Origin of the sequence: Rugosimonospora acidiphila (assembly GCF_039543385.1) — a bacterium.
In the GTDB taxonomy this organism is placed as follows: Bacteria; Actinomycetota; Actinomycetes; order Mycobacteriales; family Micromonosporaceae; genus Rugosimonospora; species Rugosimonospora acidiphila.
In genome coordinates this window covers 85,053-110,694 of the sequence record NZ_BAABJQ010000030.1, presented here as the reverse complement: position 1 = coordinate 110,694, position 25,642 = coordinate 85,053, and the positions used below count along the sequence as shown (strand labels likewise).

The following is a 25,642-nucleotide window of genomic DNA, read 5'->3' as shown; positions in this document are numbered from 1 at the left end:
GCTTCAACTCCGCCGCCTGCGCCTCAAGCCGATCCGCCAACCCCGGATCGTTCCAGAACTCCCGCGCCAACCGCGCCGCCCGCCGCTTCGCGTCATACGCATACCCCTGAAGCTCACACGTCGCCCGCGGACCCGCCGGGATCCGGCCGTCCCGGTAGGAGATGGAGTCCCAGGAGTCCTTCCAGCACTGGTTCTCCAGCCCGGTCTGCTCGTTGCGCCGCTGATAGTAGACGTACCCGTTGCCGACCAGGTCGGCGTAGGTGTCCATCCACTCCAGGGCGGCCCGCGCCCGCGATTCGAACGCGCGCACCACCTTCGCCTTGCCGGTCCACCGCTCGTACTCGTCGAGCAGGATCACGAACAGCGCGGAGCTGTCGGCCGCACCGTAGTACGGCGAGTGGGGCTGCTCCTCGAACGCCGCCGACTCCCCGTACCGGAACTCGTGCAGGATCTTGCCCGGCTCCTCCTCCCGGAAGTCGTCCAACCTGGATCCCTGTAGCCGGCCGAGTATCCCCAGCGTCGCCTCGGCCAGCTCCGGGTAGAACGGCAGCGCCTGCAGGCTGGTGAAGATGCTGTCCCGGCCGAAAATGCTCATGAACCAGGGCAGCCCGGCCGCGGGCAGCTCGTGCCCGCGTGCGGCCAGCGGCGTGAACCGCAGCGCGGCCAGGTCGATCAGGCTGCGCCGGTAGGTGGAGACCAGCAGTTTCCAGTCGCTGTCCAGCCGCGGCGCCTTCCTCATCCACTCCTTCAGGTCCTGGGCCACCTGGGGCCGCTGCTGCTCGCGGCCGGACAGCGGCGCCCGGAAATCCGAGCCGCCCGGGCCGAGCAGCCTGGTCTTGACGAGCACGTCGGTGGTCCAGGTCTGCTGCGGGTCGATGCGCACGTGGTAGGTCAGCCCGTGCTCGTCGACGGTCCCCGGCCCGACCGGCGTGATGGTGGTCTCCCGCCGGAAGGCGCCGCGCTCGTATCCGAGAAACAGCGAACCGTCCTCGATCCGGGCGTACTTGCGCCCCTTCTTCGGCTGCACGTTGCGGACTTCGAAAAGGTCCGCGAAGTCGGAGCCGGCCTCGATGCGCAGAGTCAGGTCGGCCGGTTTCTGGTCGTGGTTGATGATGGTCAACCGTTCCTGGAAGCTGTTGCCGACCCAGCGGTGCCGGATGACCGACACGTTCGCGTCGATGTACTGCGTCGCCTCGCCCTGCACCAGAAAGAACCGGGTTTCGTAGTACTGCAGGTCGTCCACTGACAGCGCCTGCAGCCGATCACCGTTGACGGTCAGCACCCAGGTCGACAGGAACCGCGTGTCGAACGAGAACAGCCCGGTGGCCGCGGCCGGCGACTCCTCGAAGTCCCCGTTCGAGTCGCTGACCACGAACGTGTTGCCGTGGAGGATCTGGACCAGGTTGTCGCTCATCGTCCCCACTCACCGCGCGCCCTTGGCCAGTCGCGGGCCCTTCGCACCGGGCGGTCCGGGAAGCAGGCGCTCCAACAGGACGAGCAGCTGGATGTCGCCGTGCGCGACGACCTCCGCGCGCAGCAGCATCGCCATCGCGCTCTCCGAGCCGATCGCGATCCGGTCGAACCGGGCCTTGGTGCTGTGCACGACGCAGTCCGCGTCCGCCTCCTCCCTGGTCACCCTCAGGTCGCCGTCGTCGATGGTGACCAACCAGTAGAGAATCTCCGCGTCCGTCGCGAGGTCGAACCGGACCGTGCCACGCACGTACTCCAGCATCGGATCGTGGGCCCGGCGGCCGAGCCGCTCGAACAGCTCGACGGTCGGATCCGGCATCAGATCCTCCCTTCGTCAGGCGCGACGAGCCCGATCGGTGCCGATCGCGCCGCCGGCCGGGGTCGCGACGCCGGACCGGGGCACACCGGCCGAGCCGGGCGGAAAGGCACGGCTGGCGAGGCAAGCATCGCGCCCCCCGTGGTGCCCGGGCATCACCCGGAAGGGATGAACCCGTCGCGGGTCACGCGATTGGCGGACGGTGTCCCGGTCGGCGCCCGCGCGCCGGTTCCCGTGGTTATCGTTCGCGTAGGGCGGTCGGCCGGCCCGCGACGCGGGTCGGCCGGCTTGCGGTACGGCGCGGCGTCACCCGTACGCCGCCGGGGGCGCGCGACCCAGGCGCTGGAGGCGAGCATGGCCGTCAGGACGAAGACCGTATCCGGGCTGCGCCCCGCCGACCTCGACGAACTGCGCGAGCTGGCCGCACAGCTGCGCGCCGACTCCATCCGCAGCAGTTCCAGCGCGGGCTCCGGGCACCCTTCGTCCAGCCTGTCGGCGGCCGATCTGCTGGCCGTGCTCATCTCCCGGCACCTGCGCTACGACTGGGCCCACCCGGACAACCCCGGCAACGACCACCTCATCTTCTCCAAGGGCCACGCCAGTCCGCTGCTGTACTCCGTGTTCAAGGCGACCGGCGCGATTTCCGACGAGGAACTCCTGAACGGGTACCGCCGGTTCGGTTCCCGGCTGCAGGGGCACCCGACGCCCGAGATCCCGTGGGTCGACGTCGCGACCGGCTCGCTCGGGCAGGGGCTGCCCATCGCCGTCGGCATCGCGCTCGCCGGCCGGTACCTCGACAAGCTGCCGTACCACGTCTGGGCGCTGTGCGGGGACAGCGAGATGGCTGAGGGCTCGATCTGGGAGGCGCTGGACAAGGCGCGGCACTACCGGCTGCGCAACCTCACCGCCATTGTGGACGTCAACCGGCTCGGCCAGCGCGGGCCGACCGAGTTGGAGTGGGACCTGGACGCGTACCAGCGGCGGGTCGAGGCGTTCGGCTGCGAGGCGATCTGCGTCGACGGGCACGACCTGGAGCAGATCGACGCCGCCCTGCTGCGGGCGCGCGGCGCCGAGGCGCCGACGGTGGTGCTGGCCCGCACGGTCAAGGGGCGCGGGGTCCCGGAGATTGAGGACCAGAACGGCTTCCACGGCAAGCCGCTTAAGCCCGACGTCGCGGAGCGGGCGCTGGCCGCGCTCGGCGGGGCACGCGAGATAGTGGTGGCCGGCACGCCGCCCGACCCGACGACCCCGCACTCGCCGGACGGCGGGGGCCAGATCCGGCTGCCACACTACGAGCCGGGCGCCAAGGTGGCCACCCGCAAGGCGTACGGGGACGCGCTGCTGGCGGTGGGCGCGCGCGGCAGCGTGGTAGCCCTGGACGGCGAGGTCAGCGACTCCACGCACGCCGAGGAGTTCGCCAAGACCTACCCGGACCGGTTCTTCGAGATGTTCATCTCCGAACAGCAGATGGTCTCGGCGGCCGTGGGGCTGCAGGTGCGCGGGTACCGGCCGTTCGTCTCCACGTTCGCCGCGTTCCTGTCCCGCGCGTACGACTTCATCCGGATGGCCGCCATCTCGCGGGCGAACCTGGCCCTGTGCGGTTCGCACGCCGGGGTGGAGATCGGCGCCGACGGCCCCTCGCAGATGGGCCTGGAGGACCTGGCCAGCATCCGCGCGGTGCACGGGTCGACGGTGCTGTACCCGTGCGACGCGGTCTCCTGCGCGGCGCTGGTGGCGGCGATGGCCGACCGTGAGGGCATCAGCTACCTGCGCACCACCCGAGGCACCTACCCGGTGCTGTACGGCAACGACGAGCAGTTCCCGATCGGCGGCAGCAAGCAGCTGCGCGGTGGCGACCGGGACCGAGTGGCGCTCATCGGCGCCGGGGTCACCGTGCACAACTGCCTGGCCGCCGCGGACGCGCTGGCCGCCGAGGGCGCCGACGTCCGGGTCATCGACCTGTACTCGGTCAAGCCGGTGGACCGCGACGCGCTGGTCGCCGCCGTCCGGGCCACCGGAGGCCGGCTGGTGGTGGTGGAGGACCACTACCCGGAGGGCGGCCTGGGCTCGGCCGTGCTGGAGGCGCTGGCCGACCTCGGGGAGCCGCTGCACCTGACTCATCTGGCAGTGCGCGACCTGCCCACCTCGGGCACGTCCACCGAACTGATGGACGCCGCCGGCATCGGGGTGGACGCCATCCTGACCGCGGCCCGGCGACTGATCGCCGCACCGGCCTGAGCGCTTCGCCCGGGCGTGTGCCCGTGCCCCCGCCCCGACCCGCGACCCGTCATGCCCATAGAGTGGCAGGGCCGGCGGCCGGGGCCGTTGCCCGCGGCGGACCGGCGAGGACTGGCCGTCGCGTGAAACGGGAGCGTCCGATGGAGATGCCTGACTGGGTGCCGGAGGGTCTGGACGTCAACGTGCCCAACGCCGCCCGGATGTACGACTACGCCCTGGGCGGCTACCACAACTTCGCGATCGATCGGGAGTTCGTCGAGCGGGCCGAGGCCGCGATGCCCGGCGCCAGGCTGCTCGGCCACGCCAACCGGGCGTTCCTGGGTCGCGCGGTGCAGTGGCTGGCACGCGCGGGCATCCGCCAGTTCCTCGACATCGGCTCGGGCATCCCGACGCTGGGCAACGTGCACGAGGTGGCGCAGGACGCCGCGCCCGAGGCCCGCGTGGTGTACGTGGACATCGACCCGGTGGCGGTCGAGCACGGCCGGGCCATCCTGGCCGCCAATCCCCGGGCCGTGTCCATCGAGGGCGATCTACGCCGCCCGGGCGAGATCCTGTACCACCCCGACGTGGTGGAGATGCTGGACTTCTCCCAGCCGGTGGCCGTGCTGATGATCGCCGTTCTGCATTTCGTGTCGGACGACGACAACCCGGCCGGCATCGTCTCCGAGATCCGCGACGCGCTGGTTTCCGGCAGCTACCTCGCCATGTCGCACGGCACTCCGGTCGAGGCCGACGTGCAGACCATCAGCACGATGTACAAGCAGACCACCACGCCGCTGCACCTGCGCACCGTGGATGCCGTCGGGTCCCTGATGACCGGCCTGGACCTGGTGGAGCCCGGGATCGTGCCGGTGTCGGAGTGGCACCCGGATCCGGCCGACACCGTCGTGGCCCATCCCGGCGTGCTGGCCGCGGTCGGCCGCAAGCCGTGATCACGCATCGATAACCATGCTTATCTTGGCGACTGGATTCTCGCCCGCGACGGGACGATAATCGCGGGACCGGCGCCGCGGCGGTCGCCCTCGCACCACACCTCCCGCGGCGGTGGCACCCCGCGCCGCACCCCCGCGATCCGAAAGGGGCACTGATGACGGAGCCCCAGCTCGCTCCGGCACCCGGCAACGGTGCCCCACCCGCGCTGCGCGACCTCGCGCGGGACTGGTTCGACGCGGTCGCCCGGACCACCTTCGTCCCCGGCGGGCGCGTCCACGCGCTGCCGGTCCTGCTCGACTGCCTCGGTCGGCTCGCGGCGGCGCTTTCGGCCAAGCCGCTGGACGAGCTCGCCGGGTGCCGGGTGGGCGCCGACCTGGTCGACGCCAACCTGTCCGCGCCCGAGGCCCTCGGCGCCAGCCTCGCCCTGCTCGGGCGGCGCCTGCCGGCGGCCCTGAGCCTCGACGACGACCAGGCGCGGGTCGGGCTGCCCACGTTGCTGGGGCGGCTCGCCACCGGCTTCACCGACGCGCTGCGCGAGCAGGCGCTGACCGCCGCCGAAGGCATCCGCCACGCCGAGCGGGCCGCGTGGCGCCGCAGGCAGGAGCGCCTGCAGGAGGACCTGCAGCACGCCCTGCTCCACCACCCGCTGACCGGCCTGCCCAATCGGGCGGCGCTGACCCGGCGGCTGACCGACCTGCTCACCGACCCGCCCGCCGGCCTGCGGTTGGGCATCTGCCTGCTCAACCTCGACCGGTTCGGCGCCGTCTACGACAGCCTCGGGCCCGCCGCCGGCGACCAGGTCCTGCTCGCGGTCGCCGAGCGGCTGTGCCCCCTCGCCGCCGGCCGGGGTCGCTTCCTCGCCCACCTGGGCCGCGACGAGTACGCCCTGCTGATCGAGCGCACCAGCGGCCCGGACGAGGTCGTCAAGGCCGCGGACGAGGTGCTGGCCGTGCTGCCGGAGCCGGTCCTGCTCGACGGCCACCAGATCTCGGTCACCGGCCGGGCCGGCATCGTGGAGCGGCCCGCCGCCGGCACCGACCCCACCGAACTGCTGCGCGCGGCGCACATCACGCTCGGCTGGGTCAACCGCAACCGGCACTGCTCGTGGGCGGTGTTCGATCCGAAGCGCAACGCCGCCGACGTGGCCCGGCACGCGCTGGGCGCGCAGATGCCGGCGGCCCTGCGCGACGGCGAATTCACCCTGGTTTATCAGCCCCTGGTCCGGCTCATCGACCGCACGGTGGTCGGCGTGGAGGGCCTGGCCCGATGGCGGCACCCACGGCTCGGCGTGCTCGGCCCGGCGCAGTTCATCGCGGCGGCCGAGGACACCGGCCTGATCGAGCCGTTGGGCCTGCACCTGCTGCGCCTGGCGTGCGCCCAGGCCGCGCGGTGGCAGGACCTGGCCTCCGGGCCGCACCTGGTCAGCGTCAACCTCGCGACCACGCAGATCCGCCATCCGGGGCTGCCCGCCCTCGTCGCCGACGTGCTCGACCGGGCCGGGCTGCCCCCGCACCAGCTTCAGCTGGAAATCACCGAGAACGCGTTCGACGACACCGGCGGCTCGGCCCTGGCCAACCTGCACGCGCTGCACGACCTCGGCATCCGGCTGGCCCTCGACGACTTCGGCACCGGCTACTCCAGCCTCGCCTACCTCTCGGAGCTGCCGATCCAGGCGGTCAAGCTGGCCACCGGCTTCCTGCGCGGTCTGGGCAGCTCCGACGCGCCGCGCCGGTCCAACCGCACGATCCTGCCGGCGCTGATCTCGCTGTGCCACGACCTCGGCCTGACCATCACCGCCGAGGGCATCGAGACCGCCACCCAGGCGCAGCGCCTGACCCGGCTCGGCTGCGACCTCGGGCAGGGATTCCACCTCGCCGAACCGGTCGACCCCGAGCGGATTCCCGAACTGCTCGGCACGGTCGTGAGCGCGACGAGCGAATCGCCGGACCCGGCGTGGTAGGCCGGTAGCGCCCCGCGCCGAGCCACGATCGACCGTCCACAACGGACGGAGGTCGGTGAGGCACCGCCGCGCATTTTGGTAATACCATCAGCCGGCGGCGGGCCGGCGGCCACACAGCGCGGAAGTTACCTGTAACAATGGCCGCCATGTCTGCGGATATCACCGGCGATGGCGCCAGGCGTGACCTGTTCAGCCCGGTACACCTCGGTCGGGTCTCCGGGGCGATAGTCGAACAGGTGCGGCTGCTGATCCGGCAGGGCCGGCTCAAGCCCGGTGACCGGCTGCCCAGCGAGCGCGACCTGTGCGAGTCGTTCGGGGTCAGCCGGGTCACCGTGCGGGAGGCGCTGCGCGTGCTGGAGGCCGGCGGTCTGGTGGAGATCCGGGTCGGTGCGCGAGGCGGTGCCTTCGTCACCGTACCGTCCACCGAGCGGGTCGGCGCCAGCCTCGCGGATCTGGTCGGCCTGAGCCCGCTGACCGTCGACGACGTCAACGAGGCGCGCAGGGTGTTCGAACTCGGCATCGTGCCGCTGGTGGTGGAGCGGGTGACCGACGAGGATCTGGCCGACCTGTACCGGCTGTGCCAACAGCAGCGGGCCGCCCGGGACGACGAGGACACCTCGACGGGCCTGTCCGCACGGTTTCACGTGCGGGTCGCCGGCGCGACCCACAACGCCGCGATCGAGATGCTGGTGCACAGCTTCCACGGTCCCCTGCTCGGGTCGACGCGGGAGGATCAGGAGGTCGCGCCGAGGACGGCCGGCCGCGGCACCCGGGAGCACCTGGACTTCGTGAAGGCGCTGGAGCGCCGCGATGTCGAGGCGGCCACCGGCATCATGAGCCGGCACCTCGGCCGGGGTGCGCGGCGGGGCCGATCGTCCCGTTCGTCCCGCGCCGTCCGCCCGGACACCACCTGAGCCGTCGCCACCCGCAACCGCGCCGCCTGAGCCGATTGCCGCCGCCCGCACCGTCCGGCGTGTGATCCGCGACCGGACGGGTACAGCCCGCCGCAACGGGACCGCCGACGGCGTGGAGGCGACGATGGGCGTGGTACGGGACGCACGGGTACGCCCCGCCCTGCTGTACCTGGCCAGCGGATGGTCCACGCTCGTCACCGACGTACACGGGCGGATCAACGGCGTGAACCCGCAGGGATTCTTCGCGCACAACACCCGGCTGCTGTGCCGGGAGCGCATCACCGTGGACGGCCGCGAACCGGTCTCTTTCCACACCGTCAACGTCGGTGCGCACGCACAACTGTCCTATGTGGAGTTGTCCGACGGTGAGAAGCTGCCGTCCGAGGCCTGCTACCTCACCATCGAGCGGTTCCTGGGCGAGGGCCTGCGCACCCGGCTCGCCCTGCACAGCTGGGCCGAGGGACCGCGCCAGGTGCGTGTCGGCGTCCAGTTCGAGACCGACTTCGCCGACACCCAGGAGGCCGTGCGCGGCTGGCAGCAGCGGCAGGTGCCGGTGCGCCGGGAGTGGAGCCAACCGAGCCAGGAACTGCGCCTGGTCTACGGCCACCCCGACCCCGACCACCCCGATCTGGACCGCGCGGTGGCGATCCGGGTCGAGTCCCCGGTCCCGGTGGAGCACACCGGACCGGACTCCGTCGAGGCGATCCTGACCGTGCAGCCCAATGGTTCGACCTTCATCGATTTGGTCGCCGAGCCCGTGTTCGACGGCCATCGGATGACCGCCCCGCAGGCGAGCTACGCGGAGACCCACGACGACGCCGGGCGGGCCCGCACCGTGCTCGCCGGGGAGTTCGCCCGCCTGCACAGCTCCAATCGGGACGTGACGACGGCGTGGGCGACGGCCGTCGACGATCTGGCCACCATGCCGCTGGGCGATCAGCCGGGGCCCGCGGCGCCGTTCGCCGGCGTGCCGTTCTACCAACAGTTCTTCGGCCGGGACACGCTGACCATCTCGTGGCAGTCACTGCTGGCCGGCCCGACCATGCTGCGGGACAGCCTGCGGCTCAACGCCGCGCGCATCGGCCGGCGCGTCGACGACTGGCACGACGAGGAGCCGGGCAAGCTGATGCACGAGGCGCGCCACGGGCCCCTGTCCGCGCTCGGCCTCGACCCGCTCGGCGCCTACTACGGCGACTGGGCCACCCCGCTGGACTTTCTGGTGTTCCTCGGCCAGTACCTCGCCTGGACCGGTGATCACGCGACGGTCCGGGAGCTGCGGCCGACCGCGCACGGCGTGCTCGACTGGCTGTCGCGCGACGCCGACCGCGACGGGGACGGCTTCCTGGAGTACCGGCGGCGCTCGCCCGGCGGCGTGAAGAACCAGGGATGGAAGGACTCCGAGACCGCCATCGTCGACGAGCACGGCCGGGTGGTGGAGAACCCGATCGCCACCAGCGAACTGCAGGGCTACCACTACGCCGCCCTGCGCCACGCGGCCGTCACCCTGGCCTTCATCGGTGAGCGCGGTCGCGCCGCCGGCCTGCTGGCCCGGGCGGCCCGGCTGCGCCGGCGCTTCCACCCCGCCTACTGGATGCCGGATCACCACAGCTACGCGCAGGCGCTGGGGCCGGACCGGCGGCAGGTGCGCTCGGTCAGCTCCAACGACGGCCACCTGCTCGCCAGCGGCATCGTGCCGCCCCGGTACGCCCACGCCCTGGCCCGCCGGCTGTTCGCCGACGACATGTTCAGCGGCTGGGGCGTGCGCACGCTGTCGGCCGACCACCCGGCCTACAACCCGTTCAGCTACCACCGGGGCACCGTCTGGCCGGTCGACGCCGGTACCACGGCGCTGGGCCTGGCCCGGTACGGCTGCGTGGACCAGCTGCACCGGCTCGCGGAGGCCACCTTCTCGGCCGCCGGACTGTTCGAGGGGCATCGGCTCCCCGAGGCGATGAGCGGCCTGCCGCGCGATCCGGCGCATCCGCACCCCGGTGTGCATCCGCAGGCGTGCTCGCCGCAGGGCTGGTCGGCCAGCGCGATCGTCGCCATCGTGCAGGCGCTGCTCGCCCTGCGCCCGGTCGCGCCGCTGCGCACCATCCTGGTCGATCCGCACCTGCCCGACTGGCTACCCGACCTGGAACTGCACGGGGTACGGGTAGGCGAGGCCACCTTCGATCTGGCCGTACTCCGCCGCCGCAATGGCCGGATCATCGTGCGTACCCGCGGCGACCGCATCACGGTGATCCGCCAGCCCACCATGCAGAGCCGCCTGTCCCGCCGCGGCGGCTGAGACGCGGTCCCCCACTCCACGGCGGCTGAGGCGCGGCGCCATGCCGGCGGTGTCGGGCCGCGGGTCAGGCCGGAAGCCCCTTGATGAATCGCTCGACGAGCTCGGCCACCTGGTCCGGGTGTCCGACGTGCGGGTGGTGCCCCTCGCCGTCGAGCATGACCACCTCAGCGTGCAGGCGGTCACCGATCCACCGCGCCTCGGCGGCCGGGTCCGGGAAGTCGATGTCCTTGGTGCCCATCAGCACGATCGCCGGGGCGCTGACCCGGTCGAGGCGGGCCTCCGCCTCCCGGTGCGAGCTGCGGAGCAGCCCGCGCACGGCGTCGATCCTGCCCGGCTCGCCGAGGTTGGCGCGCAGCCTGGTCAGGTACTCGGCGAAGTCCGCCGGCCGCGTCGGCAGCCACTTCGGGAAGTAGCTGAGGAACAGCGGCTTGGTCAGGCCGGGGGTGAGCAGCATCTTGGCGCCGATCCGGGTGGCCCGGGTGGTCGGCGCGTCCCGGACGAACGGCCCGGCCAGCACCATCCCCCGGATCAGGTCGGGCGCCTCGGCGTCGGCGTACACGGCCGAGGCGGAGCCGAGCGAGCAACCGTAGACGACGGCGGGGCCGGCGTCCAGGTGGCGCAGCAGCGCCATCAGGTCGCGGGCGGTGGGTGCGCTGCCGTACTCCGGCCAGTTGACGCTGGATTCACCCAGGCCACGCAGGTCGAAGGTGACCACCCGGTAGCCCGCCGAAACCAGACGGGGAGCGAGGAAGCGGTATTCGGCGCGGATATCACCCATCGCCGGGATGCAGACGACCAGGGGGCCGTCGCCGGTGTCGTCGAAGGCGATTCGCCCGTCGGGCACGTCAAGAAACTGGGTGGTCATGGTCGGCGCCTCTCTAAGCTGTCCTTGATAGCCATTAGGCTAATCCTATTAGCCAATGACTGTCAACCCGCCTCCGGACCCGGCCGGAGACGACCCCTGGCGGGGACCGCCTCCGGCGGATGAGCTGCCGGTACCCGGCTCAGCCGGGGGTACAGGTGATGGACGGGGCCGGATTGCCGCTCGTCCAGTTCGCCAGGAACCCGGCGCTGGTGCTCGCGCCCGGCGCGAGGGAGCCGTTGTAGGACAGGTTTGTCAACGTGAGCGTCCCGCCGGCCTGGGTCGCCACCGCGTTCCACGCCTGGGTGACCGCCTGCCCGGCGGTGAAGCCGAGGCTCACCCGCCAGCCGGACATCGGGACCGCGCCGGAGTTCCGGATGGTCACGCCGGCCTGGAAGCCGCCCGGCCACTGGCTGGCGACCGCGTAGGTCGCCGCGCAGGCCGAGCCGCCGGTGGGCGGCGGCGTCGGCGAATCCGTACGCGGCGGGGACGAGGGCGACCGGGACGGGGACGGCGACGGCGAGGCCGGCCGGGACGGGGAGGGCGACGACGACGGGCTCAGCAGCGCCGCCAGCGGCGGGTACCACCGGTCGGACACCTTCTGGTTGCCGGAGTCGTTGGGGTGTACGCCGTCCACGGTGTCGGTGCTGTCGTCGAACCCGGTCCACTGGTCCACCACCGTCACCGGGGACGCGGCGGTGCTCTTGGCGCTCGCCCAGGCCGGGATCTGGCTGTCCAGCGCGACCACCCGGGCCGCGCATTCGGCACAGTTGCTCGGGTTCATGGGGATGATCTGGGCGACCAGCACCTTGATGTTCGGATTGCTGGCGCGCATCTGGTCGACGAGCGTGCCGAACGCCGACAGGATGGTGGCCGGCGAGAGGTTGCTCCACACGTCGTTGGTACCCAGGTGCATCAGCACGATGTCCGGGTGGGTGGCGGACAACCAGCCGGGCAGCAGGTTCTGGCTCACGATGCCGGTGGCCAGGATGCCGCCGTGCCCCTCGTTGTCCCCGTCGTAGGACACCCCGCAGCCCTGCGGTGGCAGGGTTCCGACGAAGTCGATGTTCGTGTACCCGGCGCTGGTCAGCCTGTTCCAGAGCAGGGCGCGCCAGCAGCCGGGTGAGCCGGTGATGGAGTCGCCCAGCGGCATGATGCGGATCGGCGTGGCCGCCGAGCAGGCCGGCTGGGCGATCGCCAGCACGGTGAGCAGGAGGGCGGCCGCCGTGACGGCGGCGCCGATGATGCGCTTGACCATGGTGAGAGTCCTTGCCGCTCGGGGATTGGCGTGCATGACGGACCGGCCGCGCGCACGCGACCGGCTGCGGCGAGGCCCCGGCGGCCACAGCGCGGTTCCCGTCGATAATAGTCATCCGTCGATGCGATGGCGCGCCAGACGGAGCGGACGGGAGCCAATACCAGCCAGCGGCGGGGCTGCTTAGAAGCGGAAGGGCCGGTCAGGAGCGAGGCGGCCGGTCAACAGCGGGGCGGTCGATCAGAAGCGGGGCGGTCGATCAGAAGCGGGGCGGCCGATCAGAAGCGGGGCGGCCGGCCGGACATGAAGGCCGACACGCCCTCGGCGTACTCGGCGCTGGCGGTCGCCTCGTCGTAGAGCGCGGTCACGGCGGGATCGTCGCCGGGCTCGCCGTCCACGATGCGGCCCACGATGGTCTTCGCGCCCCGCACGCTGACCGCGGCCCGGGTGGCGATCCGCCGTGCCAACGTGACCGCGCGGTCGCGCACCTCCGCCGCCGGGTGCACCTCGTTGACCAGTCCGACGCGCAGCGCGGTGGCCGCGTCGAAGATGTCCCCCGAGAACAGGATCTGCTTGGCCCATGCCGGGCCCACCGCCTCCACCAGCCGGCGGGTCGAGTCGAAGTGGTACACGATGCCGAGGTTGGCCGGCGTGATGCCGAACCGGGAGTCGGCCGCCGCGACCCGGATGTCGCACGCCAGCGCGATCTCGCAGCCACCGCCGACACAGACCCCGGTGATCGCCGCTATCGTCGGGATCTCCAGCGTCGTCAGCGCGCACCCGGCCGCGTGCACCGCCTCCGCGTACCGGCGGGCCCCGTCGATGCCGCTGCGCAGCGTGCCGAACTCGCTGATGTCCGCCCCGGCGGAGAAGTCGTCGCCGCCACGCACGATCAGCACCCGCGCCCCACGCTCGCGCACCCGCTCCACGTGTCCGGGGATCGCCCGCCACATGTCCAGGCTCAGCGCGTTGCGCTTGGCACCCCGGTCGATGACGATCGTGGCCAGCCGGTCGTCGAACTCCAGCCGCAGATGCTCAGACATGCGCCACCCTCGGTACGCCCTCCCGGAGGATCAACCTCACGGCGTCCCGACACCGTACTCCGTGGGCTCAGCGGCTGGTTCTCGGCCCGTGCCGGGTGCGCCGGCGCGGGCGGTCGTCGTTGTCGGCGATCGCGGTGTGCGTCACCATGGTCGCCAGCCCGACCCCGATGGCCGCGAAGCCGACCTGGATGGCCAGCAGGACCCAGTTCCAGGACAGCCGGTGCCAGTGGACGTCCCAGCGACCGAGCGAGAGGCGCCCGGCGACCCAGGTGCCGGCCACCGCGGCGGCGACCCCGATCAGGAACGTGACGAACACGCCGATGCGCTGCCGGCCGGGCAGCACCAGCCGGCCGAGCACCCCGAGGACCACGCCGATCGGGATCGCGACCAAGTCCGAGACGCGCATGAGCCCAGTATCGGCCCGGTCGGCCCGATCGGCATCTCGAGAACACCACGCCGGCTCCGCCCGCTATCAGACACCGCCCGGTATCAGGCACGGGGCGGTATCAGGCACGGGGCGGTATCAGGCACCGGGCGGTATCAGGCACCGGGCGGTGCCGGGCGCGAGGGCCCGTGGCCGGACCGGCTCCGGGCGGCGAGCGCCACGGCTGCCCCGGCGAGCAGGAGCAGGGCGCCGAGCGCGACCAGCATGCCGGTCGCCGGGGTGTTCCCCGTGATGGGCAACGGCCCGTGCGGCGTGGTCCGGGCCGGGCCCGGCGTCGCGGTGCGGCTCGGGCTCGGGGTGTGGCTCGGGCTCGCGGTCGGCGGCGCGGGTGTCACCTCGAGAATGACGCTGCCGGGCGCGGCGGTCGCGGCGCGTACCTGTGCGGCCGGACGCACCGTGCGCGGCGCGGGGCCGAGCCCGACGGCGGGCAACGCCACCACGGCGACCGCGGCGAGCGCGGCCACCGCGATCGCGATCATCGCGGTGGTGGTCGCCACCGCACGCCGGGGGCCCGGCGTGCGGCGACCCGGCGTCGCACGGTCGGTCATCGGAATTCCCGTGCGGCGAATGGCGCCGTGGCGCGGCGGGTCCTGCGGTGTCGCGGCTGCCCCGGATTTCCGCGCCGCCGCAGCAGGTACCGGGTCAGCAGCAGCGCGGCCACGATGAGCAGCACCGCCAGGGTCGCGGCGGCGCCGAGCTTCGTCCACGGCGTGCCGGATGCCATGATGGCCGCCCGCGTACCCGCGACCGGGAGGGTGAAGGTGGCCGAGGCGGTACGCGTGGTGGTGCCGCTGGCCAGGGTGAGCTTGGCGGTCCAGGCTCCGGCCGGCAGTTGCTTGTCGATGGGCACCTGCACCGGTCCGCTCTGACCGGGCAGGATCGTCACGCCGTTGGTGACCTCGAACGGACCGGCCTTGACGGAGCCGTCGTCGTTGGTCAGCGTCAGGCTTCCCGTCATGTCGATGGCCCGCCCGCCGGTGTTGTCGACCCTCGCGGTGACCAGCGGCCACGGGCCGTGGCCGCCCGAGATGGTGATGTCCCCGATGCGGAAGTCGGTCGGCGGCTCGCCGCCCGGTCCGATGTCGAGGTACATCCGCACGCCCACCCGGTTGTTCTCGCCGACCGTGCTGCCGGGCTTCGGCGGCCGGCTGATCTGCGCCCAGATGGCGCCGTAGCGTTCGCCCTTGACCGCGTCGCGCGGCACCGTGATGGTCGCCCAGACGTTCTGGGTGGCCCCGGCCTTCAGGTCCAGGCTGGGCGAATCCAGGCTCACCCAGCCGGTCAGGTCTTCTTCCGGCGGGGCGGTGGCCGGCGTGAAGGTGTCGTTGACCACCGCGGCGGCGCCGGCGTACATGTCGACGTGCTGCGTCTGTGGTGAGGTGTTCTTCACCTCGACCCGGCGGCGGATCGTGTCCCCGGGGTTCAGGAAGTCGATGATGTAGGCCAGCGCGCGGGGATCGTCGATCCGTGCCGTCGGCACGTCCAGGACCCTGATGCTCAGGCTCGGCGGGTCCGCCGTCGGCGCCGCCACGGCCCGCCCAGCACCAGCTGGTGACACCGGCATCGCCAATGCCGCGAGGGCGGCGGATGCCAGAATCACCAGCCGGCGGGGGCGGTTAGAACACCGAATGGGTCACCGTGCCGGTGTAGATGCCGCCGACGGTTCCGTTCGGCACATTGACCTGCAGGGTGGGGTTCCAGGAGGCGGCGTTGTTGCCGGTGCCGCCGGTAAGGCTGAAGGCGGTGCGGGGGACGTTGATGATCACCGCGTCGGCCGCGGCGGGCTGGCCGGGCGTGAAGGTGCCGGGGCCGGCGGTGGCGGTCGCCGGACCGGACCAGTACAGAACGTTGATGTTCGGGATGGTCTCGGCCGGGCTGGCGGTGCCGGTGGTGAAGTCCGTCGAGATCACCGAGGCGTTCCAGCTCGCGTTCAGCAGGGCGCGCGCGTCCGTCACCGTCACGGTGCCGAGCTGCCCGGAGATGGTGGTGCCGGGACCGCCGGTACCGATGTTCGCCGTGCCGGGCACGCTGATGGACAACCCCGCGGACGTGACAGTGAGGGTGGTGGCGGTGTCCGCGGCCATCGCGGGTACCGCCGATCCGACGGCCAGCGCAAGACCGGCCAGCCCGGATCCGACGAGAGCTTTCTTCATGAAGACTCCAAATTTCTCGATGTGAGCGCGAGGCTGTCTCCCACCCCCGCGGTCCGGAGCATAAACGAACAAAACGGACTTACACCGCTCATTTGCCCAATAACGGGACCGATGCCGGCACGCCGCGCGTCCACTATGGATCGGCACGGCTCTGTCTGATTTTTCCGGAAGAATTGCCATTTGAAACGCCACGCCCGCGCCGCCTCGCTATCGTCTGCACGTCGATCGACCGCCGACGAAGGCCGATCGCGACAAGCATTCGGATGACGAACGGCCGGCTCGAACGGATCACACCAGCGGCGAGAGCCGCGCGGCCCGAGCGCCGGCCGTTTCAACGCGCACGGATCGGGGTGGAAGCGCGATGGCAGGGTGCCGGCCACGCCTGCTGGCGGCGGTCACTGTGGCTGTTGTCGTCGCGGCCGGCCTGGCGTCCACGTCCGGTCCAGCGGTGGCGGCGGGCTCGACGCTGTTCAACCAGCCGTTCCACAACAACACCGCGAACGGCACCGGCGCGGTGGTGCTGCCGGCCGCGCTGGCCCGACCCAACAGCGCCTGCCTGTCGGCCGCCGGCAACTCCACCACCGGCCCCCTGCTCAGCTGCACCACCTCGACCGACCCGCAGGGCTCGGGCAAGCTGCGGCTCACCGACGCCACTGCGAGCAAGGCCGGCGGGGTGTTCGGGGCGGTCAGCGTGCCGACCTCGCAGGGCCTGGACATCACCTTCAACACGTACCAGTACGGCGGCATCAGCCCGGGGGCCGACGGGCTGGCGTTCGTGCTGGCCGCCGTCGACCCCGCCAGCCCACTGTCGCCGGCCTCGCTCGGCCCGACCGGTGGTTCGCTGGGGTACTCGGCGGCGTTCGGCACCACCGCCGGGCTACCCAACGGGTACCTGGGCATCGGGTTCGACACCTTCGGCAACTACAGCACCACCACCTACCAGGGCACCGGCTGCACCAACCCGGCCTACATCGCGACCCTCGGCCGGGTACCCGGCCAGGTCCTGATCCGCGGGCCGGGCCGCAACACGGTCGGGTACTGCGCCCTCAACAGCACCGCCACTACCACCACCTCGCCCGCCCTGGCGCTGCGCGCGGCGACCCGAGCGGCCTCCCAGATCCCGGTCGAGGTGGTCATCAACAGCACCGCCTCGACCTTCACCACGAACTCCGGGATGGTCGTGCCCGCCGGGCAGTACCGGGTGCGGTTCACGCCGGTGGGTGGCAGCCCCATCACCATGCAGGGCGCGCTGCCCGTGGTGTCCTCGACGCTGTACCCGTCGTCGAGCTGGCTGAACGCGAACGGCATTCCCAAGCAGCTCGCGTTCGGGTGGGTCGGCTCGACCGGCGCCGTCACGGACTTCCACGAGGTGGACAACACCGTCGCCACCAGCTTCACCCCGGTGCCCGACCTGACCGTGTCGCAGGTCAGCTACAACGGCACCGCGCCGCAGCCGGGCGATCCGGTCAGCTACGTGGTCACCGCCGGGGTCGGCCCGGGAGCGAACGAGAACTCGCCGGTCTCGGTGACCGAGACGGTGCCCGCGGGCGTCGTTCCGGTGACCGCCAGGGGCTCCGGCTGGGTCTGCGCGGCGCCATCCGGCCAGACCATCACGTGCGTCAACAGCAACGGCCCGTTCGGCGCCGGCACCTCGCTGCCGCCGATCACGGTGACCGCGATCGTCACCGGTACCGGCGTGACCCCCTCCCTCATCCAGACCGCGTCGGTGGTCACCTCGTCCTCGGCGGACGCGAATCCCGGCTACTCCTCCTCATCCACGCCCGGCACGCTGCCCGCCACCCCCTCCGGCATCACCGTCGTGCCGGCCATCAGCTCGATCGCCGGCGGCATAGCGGTGACCATCACCGGCACGAACCTCACCGGCGCCAACGCCGTCGAGATCGGCACGACGGCCGAGCAGCAGGCCGGCACCCCGGTGGTGCTGCCACCCTGCGCCTCCGGCCCCGCGGCCGGCTGCTTCACCGTCAACGCCGACGGCAGCCTGTCCATCTCCTCAATGCCGGGCCGGTCCTCCCCCGCCACGGTGCGGGTCACCGTGGTCACGCTCGGCGTCGCGGGCTTCGCCAGCTACGTCTACGCCGCGGGTCCCGCGGCGCCGGCCGCGCCGACCGCCAGCGCGGGGATCACCAGCGCCACGGTGAGCTGGAACGCGCCGGCCGCCAACGGCAGCCCGATCACCGGGTACGTGGTCACTCCCACCCGGGACGGGGTGGCCCAGCCACCGGTGTCCTTCGACGCCTCGACCACCACCCGTACCCTGACCGGGCTCACCGCCGGTGCCGCGTACACCTTCCAGGTCGCGGCGGTCAACGCCTTCGGCACCGGCGCGAACAGCCCGGCGTCCAACTCGGTCACCCCGTACACGGTGCCCGGGGCGCCGACCATCACCTCGGTCACCGCGGGCAGCGCCTCGGCCGTGCTGAGTTGGACGGCGCCGTCCAACGGCGGCTCGGCGATCACCGGGTACGTGGTCACCCCGTACCTGGCCGGGGTGGCGCAGCCGTCACAGCTCTTCCCCGGTACCAACACCACCCAGACCTTCGGCGGGCTGACCGGCGGAGCCATCTACACGTTCCGGGTCGCCGCGGTCAACGCCGCGGGCACCGGCCCCGCCTCGGCGGCCTCCGCGCCTGTCATGGTCAACCAGCCGCCCAGCCTGTCGTTCCCGCCGCCGCCGGCGGGCGAGGTCGGCGCCGCCTACCACGACCAGTTGACGGTCAACGGCGGTACCGCGCCGTTCACCTGGTCGGTCGGCGCCGGATCGCTGCCGGCCGGCCTCAGCCTGGCCCCGTCCACCGGCCTGCTGTCCGGCACCCCCACCGCCGCCGGCAGCTTCACCTTCACCGTCCGGGTCACCGACGCCAGCTCAGTGTCCGCCACGCAGCCGGTGACTCTGACCATCGCGGCGGCGCCCACCCTGACCTTCCCCGACCCACCCGCCGGCAAGCAGTACGAGCCGTACCAGTACCAGCTGACCGTGACCGGCGGCACCGCGCCGTTCACCTGGTCGGTCAGCGCCGGATCGCTGCCGGCCGGCCTCAGCCTGGTCCCGTCCACCGGCCTGCTGTCCGGCACCCCCACCGCCGCCGGCAGCTTCACCTTCACCGTCCGGGTCACCGACGGATTCGGGCAGAGCGCGACCCGGCCCGTCACGCTGGTGATCACTCCGGTCGGCGGCCTGTCCATCACCGTGCCGGCCACCGCCGACCTCGGCACGGCCGGCGTGCCGGACGGCTCGGTGACCGGCCAACTCGGCGTCGTCACGGTCACCGACGACCGCGGACCGGGCTCCGGCAACTGGATAGCCACCGTGTCCACCACGGACTTCACCACCGGCGCGGGTACGGCCCCGCTGACCATCCCGCACAACAACGTCGGGTACGCGTCCGGGCCCGCGCTGACCACCACCGGAACCGGGACCTTCTTCGCCCAGCCCGGCGCCATCCTCAGCAGCGCCCAGGTGGCGGCGCGGTGGTCCGGTGCGAACGCCGCGAACTCGGCGGCGTGGAACCCGTCCCTGACGGTCACGCTGCCACCACAGACGATCGCTGGCACCTACACGGCCGTCGTGACCATCTCGGTCTTCTGATCTGCCGGCTCGCTCTTCCGATCCGCTGACCGATCGCCGGCTCGCTCTTCCGATCCGCTGACCGATCGCCGGCTCGCTCTTCCGATCCGCTGACCGATCGCCGGCAGGGTGCCGGCGGATTGCCCGCCAACCGCCGGCCGATGGCCGGCCGACCGCCCCGGTCATCGCGCGTTCGCGCCGGTCGGATCAGTGACACCCAGCGCACCGTCAAGATCGGCTTCGGCGGACCGCCGTTGACACCGCCCAAGCCTCGGAGCAGGCTTTTTACCAGCAGCATCAAGGCAGGTCATCAGCAGAAACCAAGGGCAGGGCCGGCGCGTTGCGCAGCGACGGACGTGCCGCCCGCGGCACTCACCGCCCTGCCGCGCGGCTCCGGTCGCGCCCCGAGGGCCGCCGTCCCGGTCACCGCCGGGCGTCGCAGGCGGCGTCCTCGTCAGTCATCACCAGAGTTGCTACCTCACCTCGGCGGCGGTCCCCCGTGATCCCTCGCGTCCCTGGACCGGCCGAGAGCCCTGCGGATTCCCCGACGGCGCCGGCCACACCGTGCCGAGCGGCGGCGCGACCGCGCGCGGCGGGTGGATCCGGCGGTACCCGACGGCGAACGCGCCGTCGTGGGGAAGGAGGCGTTAATGGCGACGGTTACCACCTACCAGCAGTGGCTCGCCGACGGATCTCCCTGGAAGCCCTCGAATCCATCGGCGGCGCTCGCCCTGGCCTGCAAGGCGCACGGCACCGTGTACGGGATCATCGGGGACGTCACGACGCATCTGAAGGCCAAACCGCCCGAGGACCACTGCCCGTACAGCGCGACCCCGTGGCCCGTGGCGCAGCCGTATCCGTACGTGCTGGCGATCGACATCATGACGACCAGCCCCGTGGTGGCACAGCGGATCATCGCCGCCAAGCGCGCGGGCCGGCTGCCGTGCCTGAAGTACATCAACTGGACCGATGCCGACGGCCGTTGCTGGCACACCTCCTGGCAGGCCAGCGAGGCGACCAAGACCAGCACCGACACCGGGCACATCCACTGCTCATGGCGATCCGACCACGTCACGTGCGCGCACGCGACGGGCTTCGATCCCTTCGTCAATCAGACATTGGAGGTGGACATGGATCCTCAGGGTCAGGACATCGTCAAGGGCGTGTCCAACGCCCAGGCACTCGCGGATATCTGGTACGCCACGGTCGGACAGACCGTCGAGGGCGGCGGCAGCAGCACCGACGGTGGCCGGTTCAAGGCACCGTTGCGGTTCAAGGAGATCCGCACCGCGATCGCCAACCTCGCCAGCAACCCGCCGACGCTGACCCAGGCGCAGATCAACGCGCTGGCCAAGGCGACGGCCGATCAGCTCATCGCCTCGCAGACCAACAGCCTCACGGCGGCCGACCACGCCGGCATCGTGGCGGACGTGCAAGCCGCCCTGCGCGCCGGTACCGGCGCCGGCAAGTAACGGCGGCAAGCGACCTCCCGGGTCCCGGCCCGGCGCGGACCCATGCGGCGCGCCGGCACCGGGACGCCGCGGACCGTGACGCGTTGCCGGGCCGATCGGTGCCGGGCCGAGCGATGCCGGGCCGATCGGTGCCGGGCCGGTCAGTGGCCGGGGTTGGGTGGGCCGAGATAGGGGAAGTGCGTCATCAGGTCGGTGTGCGGTCGCAGGCCGGTCGGCGGGACCTTGCCGCGGGTCAGCCAGGCGAACCGCATGCTGAACACGTCGTCGGTCAGCGCCCGGCCGTTGGGGTAGGCGGCCGGCTTGCTCCGGTCGTAGCGGAGGATGTCCGGCACCACCTGCATGACGGCCGCCTTGGCCTCCTCCGCCGAGTAGCCGCCCTTGTCCTGCAGGAGCTGGGTCCAGGGGCCCAGGTAGTTGGCCATGTCATCGACGGGCTGCCGGGTGTTGTAGAGGTTCTTCTCGCCCTCCGGGTTGAGGAACGGGTTGATGGTGGGGTTCCCGCCGCGGTCCAGCTGTTCCAGCCCGCCGTCGGTACGCCGGCTGATCGAGGCCCACACCCCGATCGCGGAACCGGGGCCGAGCAGGTCGGACGGCACCTCCAGCACGATGCTGTCGACGTTGTTGTCGGCGAAGTCGTCGTGGCCGGTCCAGTCGAACCCGTGCAGGGCGCCCTCGACGTCGGCGAAGAACGGGTCGCTGCGCAGCCCGGCGAAGAGTCTCAGCGGGCTGGGCCCGTCCAGCGGAACGGGCTGCGCCGCGCCGTCGAAGCTGACCGGAAAGGACTCGGCGAGCAGCTGTCCGGCCGGCTCGGGCCCGCGGGCCTCGGGTCCGGACGCGCACCAGGCGGTGCCGGTCTGGCCGCCGTCCCGGTACTCCGAGAAGGTGAATGTGAACGCGACGTCGGCCAGCGCGTCGCCGTCGTTGTCGATGTTGATGCGGTAGATCGCGCCGGGATAGAACTCCGGGCCGGTGACGGGCGCCGGTATCGGAGGCGGAGCACTGGTCGGGTTGGCGTCGATGATGAGCACCGTCTTGCCCGGGTCCTCCGGTGAGGCGAAGGCGAACACGTCGGTGAGTTCGAGACGCCGGTCGTCCCCGGGAAACTTGAGGTTGTCGGCGCTGAAGTGGTTCGACATGTGGCTCCTTCCAGCGGTGGACAGCCGGGGCGTCGGCCAGAGTCCGATCCACCACCGACGGTAGTCGCGCTCGGCGGCCGCCAACCCGGGATCGCGCCAAGGCACGCCGACCAGGTGAGCGGCGCCCCGGTCGGTGGACCCGTACGGCCGTGCCCGGATAACGGAAAGTCGCCCGATCATCGCGGCCTCGCCGGCGGCCGGGCACCGGCCCGGGGCGGGCCGGTGCCCGGTCACCGCAGGCAGGCGCCGCAGAGAGCGTTCTCCCCGATGCTCCGGCAACGGGTAATCCACCGGTATGTCGTTTGTTCGGGTAGCCGAACCGCCGGCCGGAGTTTTCCGCGAAGCCGCCCGACCGAGCAATGGTGCCCGCCACAACAAATACCCTGGCCAGGGTGCTTGACCTCGACGACAACGAGATCAATCGATCTTCCGTTACCGAAACGTGCCCTGCCGGTTACCTTGACACGGATTCGAACCCCGGCAACTCTCTTGGAGAGCGCTTCCCCATCCAAAACGCCGGAGCCCGCCTCCGGCGCGGTTTTCCGTCCCAGCACGGCCAGCGCGTCGGCGCCGCCATCGGCCACCGCCGCGCGATGCCGCGCACCTGCGAACCATGGAGACGCCATGCAGCCCGCTTCACCACTCGCTCCCCCCGGTGCCACGCGCCGGCGCAGACCGATCTACCTGCTCGCGCTGATCGCCACCGCCGTGGCGCTGCTGGCCGGCTACGCGGTCAGCGCCGTCTCGACCGCGAACGCGGCGACCACGCTGCTGTCCCAGGGCAAGCCCGTCACCGCGTCGTCGACCGAGAACGCGGGTTCCCCGCCGTCGGCGGCCGTCGACGGCAACACCGGCACCCGGTGGTCCTCGGCCTTCAGCGACCCGCAGTGGTTGCAGGTCGACCTCGGCAGCCAGGCCAGCATCAGCCAGGTCGTGCTCAACTGGGAGGCCGCCTACGCCAAGTCCTTCCAGATCCAGACCTCCAACGACGGCAACACCTGGACCACCATCTACACCACCACCACCGGCACCGGCGGCGTACAGACCCTCAATGTCACCGGCACCGGCCGGTACGTGCGCATGAACGGCAGCGTGCGCGCCACCCAGTACGGATACTCGCTCTGGGAGTTCCAGGTCTACGGCTCGACCTCCGGCACCGGCTGCGGCACGAGCAACGCGGCGCTGAACCGTCCCGTCAGCGCCTCGTCCACCGAGAACGCGGGTTCCCCGCCGTCGGCGGCCGTCGACGGCAACACCGGCACCCGGTGGTCCTCGGCCTTCAGCGACCCGCAGTGGCTGCAGGTCGACCTGGGTGCCTCGTCGCAGGTCTGCCAGGTCGTGCTCAACTGGGAGGCCGCGTACGCCAAGTCCTTCCAGATCCAGACCTCCAACGACGGCAACACCTGGACCACCATCTACACCACCACCACCGGCACCGGCGGCGTACAGACCCTCAACGTCACCGGCACCGGCCGGTACGTGCGCATGAACGGCACGGTGCGCGCGACCGGTTACGGCTACTCGCTCTGGGAGTTCCAGATCTTCACCGGTGGCGGCACATCCAGCCCGCCGCCGAGCGCGTCGCCGTCGCCCACCCCCACCACCACGCCGACCGGCCCGCCGGTCAGCGGCGGTGGATCGCTGGGCCCGAACGTCATCGTGTTCGACCCCTCGATGTCCAGCGCCAGCATCCAAAGTCAGCTGGACACCGTGTTCCACCAGCAGGAGAGCAACCAGTTCGGCACCCAGCGCTACGCGCTGATGTTCAAGCCCGGCTCGTACAGCGGGTTCAACGCGCAGATCGGCTTCTACACGTCGATCCTGGGCCTCGGCCAGAACCCGGACGACGTGCAGATCCACGGCGACATCACGGTCGACGCGGGCTGGTTCGGCGGCAACGCCACCCAGAACTTCTGGCGCTCCGCCGAGAACATGTCGGTCTACCCGTCGGCCGGCTTCACCCGGTGGGCCGTGGCGCAGGCCGCGCCGTTCCGCCGGATGGACATCCACGGCGACCTGAACCTGGCGCCGAACGGTTACGGCTGGGCCAGCGGCGGGTACATCGCCGACAGCCGGGTCAGCGGCACGCTGCAGCCGTACTCGCAGCAGCAGTGGTTCACCCGGGACAGCCAGATCGGCGGCAACCTCAACGGCGTGTGGAACATGGTGTTCTCCGGCGTACAGGGCGCCCCGGGTACCAGCTTCCCGAACCCGCCGTACACCAACGTCCCGCAGAGCCCGGTGACCCGGGAGAAGCCATACCTGTACCTGGACTCGGGCGGCAACTACAACGTGTTCGTCCCGTCCATGCGCACCAACTCCTCGGGCGTCACCTGGGCCAACGGGAACACTCCCGGTTCGTCCATCCCGCTGACCCAGTTCTACGTCGTCAAGCAGGGTGACTCCGCGCAGACCATCAACAACGCGCTGAGCCAGGGCTACAACCTGCTGTTCACGCCCGGCATCTACCACGTCAGCCAGACCCTCAACGTGACCCGGGCCAACACCGTGGTGCTCGGCATCGGATACCCGACCATCATCCCGGACAACGGGGTGGACGCGATGCATGTGTCCGATGTAGACGGTGTGAAGCTGGGCGGGCTGCTGTTCGACGCCGGCACGACCAACTCGCAGAACCTGCTACAGGTCGGCACGGCGGGCTCTACGGCCAGCCACGCCAGCAACCCGACGTCCATCCAGGACGTGTTCTTCCGGATCGGCGGCGCCGGGCCGGGTTCGGCGACCAACAGCCTCGTGGTCAACAGCAACAACACCATCATCGACCACATCTGGGCCTGGCGGGCCGACCACGGCGCCGGGGCCGGATGGACCACCAACCCGGCCCAGACCGGCCTGATAGTCAACGGCAACAACGTGATGGCCTACGGGCTGTTCGTCGAGCACTACCAGCAGTACGAGGTGCTCTGGAACGGCAACGGCGGGCGCACCATCTTCCTGCAGAACGAGATGCCCTACGACCCACCCAGCCAGGCCGCCTGGCGCAGCGGAACCAACGGATACGCGGCGTACAAGGTGGCGGACACGGTCACCTCGCACGAGGCGTGGGGCCTGGGCAGCTACTGCAACTTCACCGCCGACCCCTCGATCCACGCCGACCACGCGTTCGAGGCGCCCAACAACGCGAACGTGAAGTTCCATGATCTGCTCACCGTGTCGCTGGGCGGGAAGGGCACCATCGACCATGTCATAAACTCCACCGGCGGCGCGGCCCAGGGCACGGCCACGGTACCGGTGAACGTGGTCAGCTATCCCTGATCAACACCGTCCATAGTGGACCAACGAGTGCGCCCCGACGGACCGTCGGGGCGCACTCCGGTTTCGGCGGGTGTTCGCCGCCCGCCGGCAGGTAATACCTGGTAGGACCTCTGCGCCGGGGCGAACCGGCCCGACCTTGCGGCAGGGTTTTTGGCGAACATTTGGCAAGGGCTTTGGCAAGACCGCTCCCATGCACTGGGAGTAGCCGGTCCGCGAACGCAGTCGGCCGCGTGCGCCGCAGGCGCGCGGGCACACCGACGGCGACCGCTCGCCGGACCCCCAGCGAAGGA

Annotated in this window: 18 protein-coding genes; 8 read left to right on the top strand and 10 right to left on the bottom strand. The window is 71.6% G+C overall.

Annotated elements, in window-relative coordinates; translation table 11 throughout:
* The coding region (locus tag ABEA87_RS34745) for an amylo-alpha-1,6-glucosidase (protein WP_345636998.1) at positions 1-1,414 on the bottom strand (1,414 nt) is incomplete at its 3' end.
* A 9-nt stretch (positions 1,415-1,423) separates the two neighbouring features.
* Positions 1,424-1,789: an SCP2 sterol-binding domain-containing protein gene (locus tag ABEA87_RS34740; RefSeq protein ID WP_345636996.1), complete on the bottom strand. Its 366-nt coding sequence runs from the start codon at positions 1,787-1,789 to the stop codon at positions 1,424-1,426.
* Positions 1,790-2,140: 351 nt separating this feature from the next.
* Here ABEA87_RS34740 and ABEA87_RS34735 point away from each other — a divergent pair, with 351 nt between their 5' ends.
* The 5 genes from ABEA87_RS34735 to ABEA87_RS34715 all read left to right on the top strand — a co-directional run bounded on the left by ABEA87_RS34735 (position 2,141) and on the right by ABEA87_RS34715 (position 10,121).
* Positions 2,141-4,024: a transketolase gene (locus ABEA87_RS34735; RefSeq protein WP_345636994.1), complete on the top strand. Its 1,884-nt coding sequence runs from the start codon at positions 2,141-2,143 to the stop codon at positions 4,022-4,024.
* Between the two features lie 140 nt (positions 4,025-4,164).
* The gene (locus ABEA87_RS34730) at positions 4,165-4,956 is read left to right on the top strand and encodes an SAM-dependent methyltransferase (RefSeq protein ID WP_345636992.1); all 792 of its coding nucleotides are present in this window, start codon (positions 4,165-4,167) and stop codon (positions 4,954-4,956) included.
* A 155-nt stretch (positions 4,957-5,111) separates the two neighbouring features.
* Positions 5,112-6,917: a putative bifunctional diguanylate cyclase/phosphodiesterase gene (locus tag ABEA87_RS34725; RefSeq protein WP_345636990.1), complete on the top strand. Its 1,806-nt coding sequence runs from the start codon at positions 5,112-5,114 to the stop codon at positions 6,915-6,917.
* Between the two features lie 146 nt (positions 6,918-7,063).
* Complete coding sequence (locus ABEA87_RS34720) at positions 7,064-7,831, top strand: FadR/GntR family transcriptional regulator (RefSeq protein WP_345636988.1); 768 nt, start codon at positions 7,064-7,066, stop codon at positions 7,829-7,831.
* Positions 7,832-7,892: 61 nt separating this feature from the next.
* Positions 7,893-10,121: a glycogen debranching N-terminal domain-containing protein gene (locus tag ABEA87_RS34715; RefSeq protein ID WP_345636986.1), complete on the top strand. Its 2,229-nt coding sequence runs from the start codon at positions 7,893-7,895 to the stop codon at positions 10,119-10,121.
* 64 nt (positions 10,122-10,185) lie between these two features.
* Here ABEA87_RS34715 and ABEA87_RS34710 read toward each other — a convergent pair whose 3' ends face one another.
* The 7 genes from ABEA87_RS34710 to ABEA87_RS34680 all read right to left on the bottom strand — a co-directional run bounded on the left by ABEA87_RS34710 (position 10,186) and on the right by ABEA87_RS34680 (position 15,879).
* The gene (locus tag ABEA87_RS34710) at positions 10,186-10,986 is read right to left on the bottom strand and encodes an alpha/beta fold hydrolase (RefSeq protein WP_345636984.1); all 801 of its coding nucleotides are present in this window, start codon (positions 10,984-10,986) and stop codon (positions 10,186-10,188) included.
* Positions 10,987-11,125: 139 nt separating this feature from the next.
* The gene (locus ABEA87_RS34705) at positions 11,126-12,241 is read right to left on the bottom strand and encodes a cellulose binding domain-containing protein (RefSeq protein ID WP_345636982.1); all 1,116 of its coding nucleotides are present in this window, start codon (positions 12,239-12,241) and stop codon (positions 11,126-11,128) included.
* Positions 12,242-12,516: 275 nt separating this feature from the next.
* On the bottom strand, positions 12,517-13,281 hold the full coding sequence (locus ABEA87_RS34700; RefSeq protein WP_345636980.1) for an enoyl-CoA hydratase/isomerase family protein: 765 nt from the start codon (positions 13,279-13,281) through the stop codon (positions 12,517-12,519).
* 67 nt (positions 13,282-13,348) lie between these two features.
* Positions 13,349-13,687, bottom strand: coding sequence for a GlsB/YeaQ/YmgE family stress response membrane protein (locus ABEA87_RS34695; RefSeq protein WP_345636978.1), 339 nt, complete (start codon positions 13,685-13,687; stop codon positions 13,349-13,351).
* A 134-nt stretch (positions 13,688-13,821) separates the two neighbouring features.
* Positions 13,822-14,274: a hypothetical protein gene (locus ABEA87_RS34690; RefSeq protein ID WP_345636976.1), complete on the bottom strand. Its 453-nt coding sequence runs from the start codon at positions 14,272-14,274 to the stop codon at positions 13,822-13,824.
* The gene (locus ABEA87_RS34685; RefSeq protein ID WP_345636974.1) at positions 14,271-15,257 is read right to left on the bottom strand and encodes a hypothetical protein; all 987 of its coding nucleotides are present in this window, start codon (positions 15,255-15,257) and stop codon (positions 14,271-14,273) included. Before ABEA87_RS34685 ends, ABEA87_RS34690 begins: the two co-directional genes overlap by 4 nt.
* 85 nt (positions 15,258-15,342) lie before the next feature.
* Positions 15,343-15,879: a hypothetical protein gene (locus tag ABEA87_RS34680; RefSeq protein WP_345636972.1), complete on the bottom strand. Its 537-nt coding sequence runs from the start codon at positions 15,877-15,879 to the stop codon at positions 15,343-15,345.
* 400 nt (positions 15,880-16,279) lie between these two features.
* On the opposite strand from ABEA87_RS34680, the gene ABEA87_RS34675 reads away from it, so the two are divergent.
* Positions 16,280-19,489 carry a putative Ig domain-containing protein gene (locus tag ABEA87_RS34675; RefSeq protein WP_345636969.1) on the top strand — a complete coding sequence of 1,070 codons (3,210 nt, stop codon included), beginning with the start codon at positions 16,280-16,282 and terminating at the stop codon, positions 19,487-19,489.
* A 629-nt stretch (positions 19,490-20,118) separates the two neighbouring features.
* On the top strand, positions 20,119-20,940 hold the full coding sequence (locus ABEA87_RS34670; protein ID WP_345636967.1) for a hypothetical protein: 822 nt from the start codon (positions 20,119-20,121) through the stop codon (positions 20,938-20,940).
* A gap of 140 nt (positions 20,941-21,080) precedes the next feature.
* On the opposite strand, the gene ABEA87_RS34665 is transcribed toward ABEA87_RS34670, so the two are convergent.
* The gene (locus tag ABEA87_RS34665) at positions 21,081-22,076 is read right to left on the bottom strand and encodes a DUF4331 family protein (RefSeq protein ID WP_345636965.1); all 996 of its coding nucleotides are present in this window, start codon (positions 22,074-22,076) and stop codon (positions 21,081-21,083) included.
* A gap of 624 nt (positions 22,077-22,700) precedes the next feature.
* Here ABEA87_RS34665 and ABEA87_RS34660 point away from each other — a divergent pair.
* Positions 22,701-25,352: a discoidin domain-containing protein gene (locus tag ABEA87_RS34660; RefSeq protein WP_345636963.1), complete on the top strand. Its 2,652-nt coding sequence runs from the start codon at positions 22,701-22,703 to the stop codon at positions 25,350-25,352.
* Positions 25,353-25,642 lie beyond the last annotated feature (290 nt).

What these genes read in the sequence shown, in the direction of transcription:
- ABEA87_RS34740 (WP_345636996.1), bottom strand. Translation starts at nt 1,789, where the DNA reads ATGCCGGATCCGACCGTCGAGCTGTTCGAGCGGCTCGGCCGCCGGGCC.
- ABEA87_RS34735 (WP_345636994.1), top strand. Translation starts at nt 2,141, where the DNA reads ATGGCCGTCAGGACGAAGACCGTATCCGGGCTGCGCCCCGCCGACCTC.
- ABEA87_RS34730 (WP_345636992.1), top strand. Translation starts at nt 4,165, where the DNA reads ATGGAGATGCCTGACTGGGTGCCGGAGGGTCTGGACGTCAACGTGCCC.
- ABEA87_RS34725 (WP_345636990.1), top strand. Translation starts at nt 5,112, where the DNA reads ATGACGGAGCCCCAGCTCGCTCCGGCACCCGGCAACGGTGCCCCACCC.
- ABEA87_RS34720 (WP_345636988.1), top strand. Translation starts at nt 7,064, where the DNA reads ATGTCTGCGGATATCACCGGCGATGGCGCCAGGCGTGACCTGTTCAGC.
- ABEA87_RS34710 (WP_345636984.1), bottom strand. Translation starts at nt 10,986, where the DNA reads ATGACCACCCAGTTTCTTGACGTGCCCGACGGGCGAATCGCCTTCGAC.
- ABEA87_RS34705 (WP_345636982.1), bottom strand. Translation starts at nt 12,241, where the DNA reads ATGGTCAAGCGCATCATCGGCGCCGCCGTCACGGCGGCCGCCCTCCTG.
- ABEA87_RS34700 (WP_345636980.1), bottom strand. Translation starts at nt 13,281, where the DNA reads ATGTCTGAGCATCTGCGGCTGGAGTTCGACGACCGGCTGGCCACGATC.
- ABEA87_RS34695 (WP_345636978.1), bottom strand. Translation starts at nt 13,687, where the DNA reads ATGCGCGTCTCGGACTTGGTCGCGATCCCGATCGGCGTGGTCCTCGGG.
- ABEA87_RS34690 (WP_345636976.1), bottom strand. Translation starts at nt 14,274, where the DNA reads ATGACCGACCGTGCGACGCCGGGTCGCCGCACGCCGGGCCCCCGGCGT.
- ABEA87_RS34680 (WP_345636972.1), bottom strand. Translation starts at nt 15,879, where the DNA reads ATGAAGAAAGCTCTCGTCGGATCCGGGCTGGCCGGTCTTGCGCTGGCC.
- ABEA87_RS34670 (WP_345636967.1), top strand. Translation starts at nt 20,119, where the DNA reads ATGGCGACGGTTACCACCTACCAGCAGTGGCTCGCCGACGGATCTCCC.
- ABEA87_RS34665 (WP_345636965.1), bottom strand. Translation starts at nt 22,076, where the DNA reads ATGTCGAACCACTTCAGCGCCGACAACCTCAAGTTTCCCGGGGACGAC.
- ABEA87_RS34660 (WP_345636963.1), top strand. Translation starts at nt 22,701, where the DNA reads ATGCAGCCCGCTTCACCACTCGCTCCCCCCGGTGCCACGCGCCGGCGC.